This is a genomic window from Vibrio sp. 10N.261.46.A3, assembly GCF_041472995.1.
Taxonomy (GTDB): Bacteria; Pseudomonadota; Gammaproteobacteria; order Enterobacterales; family Vibrionaceae; genus Vibrio; species Vibrio coralliirubri.
In genome coordinates this window covers 1-4424 of sequence record NZ_JBFRRH010000181.1, presented here as the reverse complement: position 1 = coordinate 4424, position 4424 = coordinate 1, and the positions used below count along the sequence as shown (strand labels likewise).

At 39.0% G+C, this 4424-nt stretch carries 5 protein-coding genes and 1 pseudogene; 3 read left to right on the top strand and 3 right to left on the bottom strand.

Annotation, left to right across the window (positions count from 1 at the left end; translation table 11 throughout):
• Both tnpA and AB4484_RS26340 read right to left on the bottom strand, forming a co-directional pair.
• Positions 1-251 (bottom strand): IS66 family insertion sequence element accessory protein TnpA (tnpA, locus tag AB4484_RS26345; protein WP_372081007.1); only part of this gene is annotated, 251 nt, incomplete at its 3' end.
• A 208-nt stretch (positions 252-459) separates the two neighbouring features.
• Positions 460-1566 (bottom strand): hypothetical protein, encoded by a 1107-nt coding sequence (locus AB4484_RS26340; RefSeq protein ID WP_372081006.1) that lies wholly within the window; start codon positions 1564-1566, stop codon positions 460-462.
• A 579-nt stretch (positions 1567-2145) separates the two neighbouring features.
• Between AB4484_RS26340 and AB4484_RS26335 the strand changes: the two genes are divergently transcribed.
• From AB4484_RS26335 to AB4484_RS26325, 3 genes are all read left to right on the top strand, one after another.
• On the top strand, positions 2146-2799 hold the full coding sequence (locus AB4484_RS26335) for an inovirus Gp2 family protein (protein ID WP_019351008.1): 654 nt from the start codon (positions 2146-2148) through the stop codon (positions 2797-2799).
• A 274-nt stretch (positions 2800-3073) separates the two neighbouring features.
• Positions 3074-3262: an AlpA family transcriptional regulator gene (locus AB4484_RS26330; protein ID WP_372081005.1), complete on the top strand. Its 189-nt coding sequence runs from the start codon at positions 3074-3076 to the stop codon at positions 3260-3262.
• Positions 3263-3341: 79 nt separating this feature from the next.
• Complete coding sequence (locus tag AB4484_RS26325; protein ID WP_372081004.1) at positions 3342-3782, top strand: ribonuclease HI; 441 nt, start codon at positions 3342-3344, stop codon at positions 3780-3782.
• 146 nt (positions 3783-3928) lie between these two features.
• Here AB4484_RS26325 and AB4484_RS26320 read toward each other — a convergent pair.
• A pseudogene (locus AB4484_RS26320) lies at positions 3929-4407 on the bottom strand (transposase); the annotation flags it as partial.
• Between the last annotated feature and the right edge of the window lie 17 nt (positions 4408-4424).

Sequence of the window (4424 nt, the reverse complement as noted above, 5' to 3'; positions counted from 1 at the left end):
ACTACCCTGCCAGATAGGGGAAGTGTCATGTTAGCGGTGGCTATTTGAGCTTGATATTTCGTTGTCTTTTCGACGACCTCTGCTCGTACAAAGCCTTGAGAGACATCCGCTTTTTTGAGTTGCTGGCGCTTAGCATAAAACGTTGAGGGATTGAGTGCATTGAGCTTACAAAATGCAAGCGTTGACAATGAACTCGATTCAGACTGCTCGATGAGCGTTTGCCATTCTTGATTAGTGTGTCGTTTTCCCATTTCAAATCTCCTCATGGTTGGAGACTTGATCTTATTCTTCGCGCTAGGCGATTAGAATGCGGGGTTTATGACGCGCTTACTTTCTATCGCTGGCCTTCAGTTTCTAATGAAGGAATTGGAGGCCACTGTACGAAATTTTGTTGATCTATCCGCGAATATTTGAGAACTAGTGCGGGAGTCAGCATACTTAAGAAAAAGCCAAATAGAATTATTTACAGGGTTGGGTCGTCGAATCAATTAATCTGAATAGCGCTTTTTGAATCTTTCCCTCACCTTTACTTCCACCAGCTAGTTTGACTAGCTTATCTAGGCGCTCTTGATCTAACTCTATAGCATAAACAGGTAGCGATTTTTTCCTTCTGGAAAAACTATCTCTAATATATTTGGTTATTTTTTCGAAGTCTTCTTTTTCATTAGTTGCATAGAGGATATCAATGATATTTCGAATGCTTGACTTTTTCTTCTCTAGATCATCTGCTGGGCTAAGCGGTATGTATTCATGTTTTTTGGCTAATATCGAATATAACCAATCTACCATCTTTTCATCTTGCTCTTTCAGTATATCCCAGTTTATTGTAGATAGTTCTCTAACCATCCTGTCATAAACTGTTTCAATAGAATCAACTATCTCAGTAAAAGCTCGCTCCCCGATAAAATCAAGATGAGTACTATAGTTCTCGAGGCACTCCATTAGCTCCCCCCTAAAACTGTCGCTTTTGTTAGGACAAATTTTAAGTACACTATTTAAGGCTTCAAAGTCCGTATCTATGTTTCTGACGAGACTAAAATGCTTACTTTTACGAATATCCCTAATACGATTTAGAGAACCTGAAGAGCTATCTCTAGATCTTTCTTGATGTGGTCCATCTTCATCAGTATCTCCCTTGGTATTCTCACAAGTCGATAGGTAGGTAGCAGGATAAGAAAAATAGCGTTCGTTATTCTTAACCATCATCTTAAGCACAGACAAGAAAAAATAAGCGGCCCTAGTATTTTCGCTTTCTGTAACCCAAGTCAGCTTGCTTTCTACATAAGATGTCTCGGTCTTTAAATCATATAAATCTATTAATATTTGCCCAAGTTCAGCCTCAACGTCATAGTCGAGTCTTCCTTCTTTCAAGTCATCACTCGTGATGTCTAGCCTTTTAGAAACTTCTTCTGTGAAAATATTCTTGAGTTTTTTCTTATCTAGATTATGTAAATTTTCGGCTGCCGTAACATTGCCTTTGTGTGAATTTTTATTCAAATACCTTATGTAAGTTCTAAGGTTTCTTTCGGTGTCGTTAGAGTATGCTTTGAAGCTTGAGTAACTCATGTCTATCTAAATGCCATTATTAAAATGATTAAGTTAAGTTATCAGAAAATGATCGGTTTAACGACGGGGATTTGTATGTATTGTGACTGAAACATGTCGGTGGTACGTCGGAATTGTGTCGGTGATATAGTCGCCGTCTTTTGTTGTATGCCACTTCTTCTAAAAAATACACTTCAGAAGTTTACGTTCGTGGTGAAGGAGCTAATGGAAGAATCTATCTTTTTCGAACTTCAACCGTATAGAAAGAATCAGTACTCTTAGTAAAGCTCTATGTATCATCCTGTAAAAAATAACGGCTACCGTTATTTCATATGAGTAGTTATATCAGAAATGAAAAGTTATGCAAAATTCATTTTATGTCAGAGTTGAATGTTTTGCCATTATCATCAGTTTTTGCGCTTTGTGAGGTACTTTTATGAATGGTAAGCAATAATGCGATTGAAAGTTCTCTGGGACATCATAGGCTCAGCCGATTCATAAATCTCTGATGTCGGTTTGTCTAGTATGTATATTTAGTAACACCATTAAAAATTACATTGTCACCAATACCTATGTCAAAACAACATAGAGGAATAGACAATGAACAAGAGACATAAACGAAATCGTAATCTAGGGATAACTTACAAAAGAAGATTTAATGGATTACGGATAATGCAATGCGATGAAGGAGTCATCGTTAATTACCTATCTAGAATGTACGAAACCATAGACAAGGCACTAGAAGACCACCCTCGAACAACGGCAGTGCGAGTTGACTTAAGAATTGGCTCATATTTGGCTGGCTCTAACTCATTAATGATCTCTGAGTTTATTGCATCACTGATCTCTCAAATAGAAGCTGACTCCAAGCGAAAAAAAAGAAGCGGTAAGCGAGTCCACAAATGCAATGTCCGTTATGCATGGGTGAAAGAAAAAGATACAGCATTGAATCAACACTACCATATGGTTTTGTTCTTCAATAAAGATAGCTATGCCTTTCTTGGCAGTTACCAAAGCAGCGGTAACCTCTCTCACATGATTAAAAAGGCATGGGCAACAGCTCTTGATATAGATGTGGAAGAGTCTTCATTTTTAGTTAATTTTCCGAAGAACCCTACGTATTACCTGAAGCGAGATTCTGAGCAATTTGATAGTGAGTTAGAACGGTTGTTTTACAGGGTTAGCTACTTTGCAAAAGTAAGAACAAAAGAATACGGGAGTAGAAATAAGAACTTTGGAACTAGCCGAAGATAAACGATTTTTATTTAAAACATATATCCAGTATCTGATTTAGACCAGATACAGGTAGCTCGATTGGTAATGGTTAACTTTGATGTATAGGGGAAGGGGCACTCTCGCCCCTGAGGGACTTTTTACTTAAGGCAGATTGGCAAAAGTAAGAAGAAGGTGAAGCTGAGTTTGTAGTGCTTTGAGTACCGAACATAAAGCAGTAATGATGAGGTAACGTACTTTTTTACAGTGGTAACTCTTCTCATGGGTATATACAAAATACAGGAGACCATTCCCAATGAGATTTCTAAAGTTAAAAGAAGTGATGGAAAAAACTGCTTTAAGTCGTTCAGCGATTTACCGAAAAATGAATAACGGTAACTTTCCATTATCAGTCAATCTTGGAGATAGAGCTGTTGCTTGGGTTGATGGTGAGATTGATGATTGGATGGAATCATGCTTAGGATTACGAGAGATCCAAGAATAATCCAAGTAGCAGAAAGCACACTGACCACATCAACAGGGAGCCCTCGAAGGCTCCCTGTTCAATTAGAGAGAGAAATAAAATGAGTTTTTCAATTTACGTAGATGGCGCAGCACCAAACAATCAACACGGATGCACACAGGGTGGAATTGGTATCGCAGCCTTTAACGAACAGGGTGAACTGGAGTATCAAGATAGCATCACTATTAGACGCAGTACCACCAATGCAGAATTAGAGTTAATGGCCTTAATCGAAGGTTTAGAGTATGCGCAGGATGGCGACGTCATCTACTCAGACAGTGACTTCTGTGTAAAGGGCTACAACGATTGGTTAGATAACTGGAAAGAGAGGGGGTGGCGTAAGTCAGACAAGAAGCCAGTTAAGAACCGCCACCTATGGCAACAAATCGACGAACTGCGTTCTAAGAAATACGTTGAAGTGTTTAAGGTTAAAGCTCACTCCGGTGATAAAGGTAATGACATGGCAGACTTGTTAGCTGTTGAAGCGGCAGAAGCCGAGTAAGAAGATAGAGCACAGCTTGCTGGCAGACCGTTAGCAGGCTGTGCGGTCGTATTTATTGCCCTAGGTGCGGTGATTCGAATTTAGGATAGTGTTAAACGTTTTTGTAAATGATGACTTGCCCCTAAGGGAGGGGCACTCTTGATTGCCTAAAACGCTCGATGTACTTTATCGGCGTTTTGAGCCTGTATTTTAGAGTTGTGTGAGGCCTATGTTCATTATAGAATTTTACTGAATTCGGCGACCTTTTATTTACGTCATCGAAATCATTAGACTTATTCAATCGATATTCCACTTTCAGTACTCCGTTGCTCCTCTCTGGCAGTGCATTCTGATAACCTTTATAGCTATCAGTCATTGAGTTGGATACATCATATTATCGATGTAACTCTTGGTATTCAACAGAGCAGTATTGAACGCATCGAACTGAGTGATGTACAAGCTGACCGGTATTCTTTCCGATTTTTTATTCGTTTAAAAATGCTTATTTGACCGTGCGAGCTTTCATATCATCACCTATGTGAAGCCAACGATTTTTCTTGAGTAAGCATCTACCACTAAACTGAGATAAGTACTACCACGACGCGTTGTTAGGTAAAGTAATATCGGTAACCCATAGATACTCAGGTCACGGCTAGAGCATTT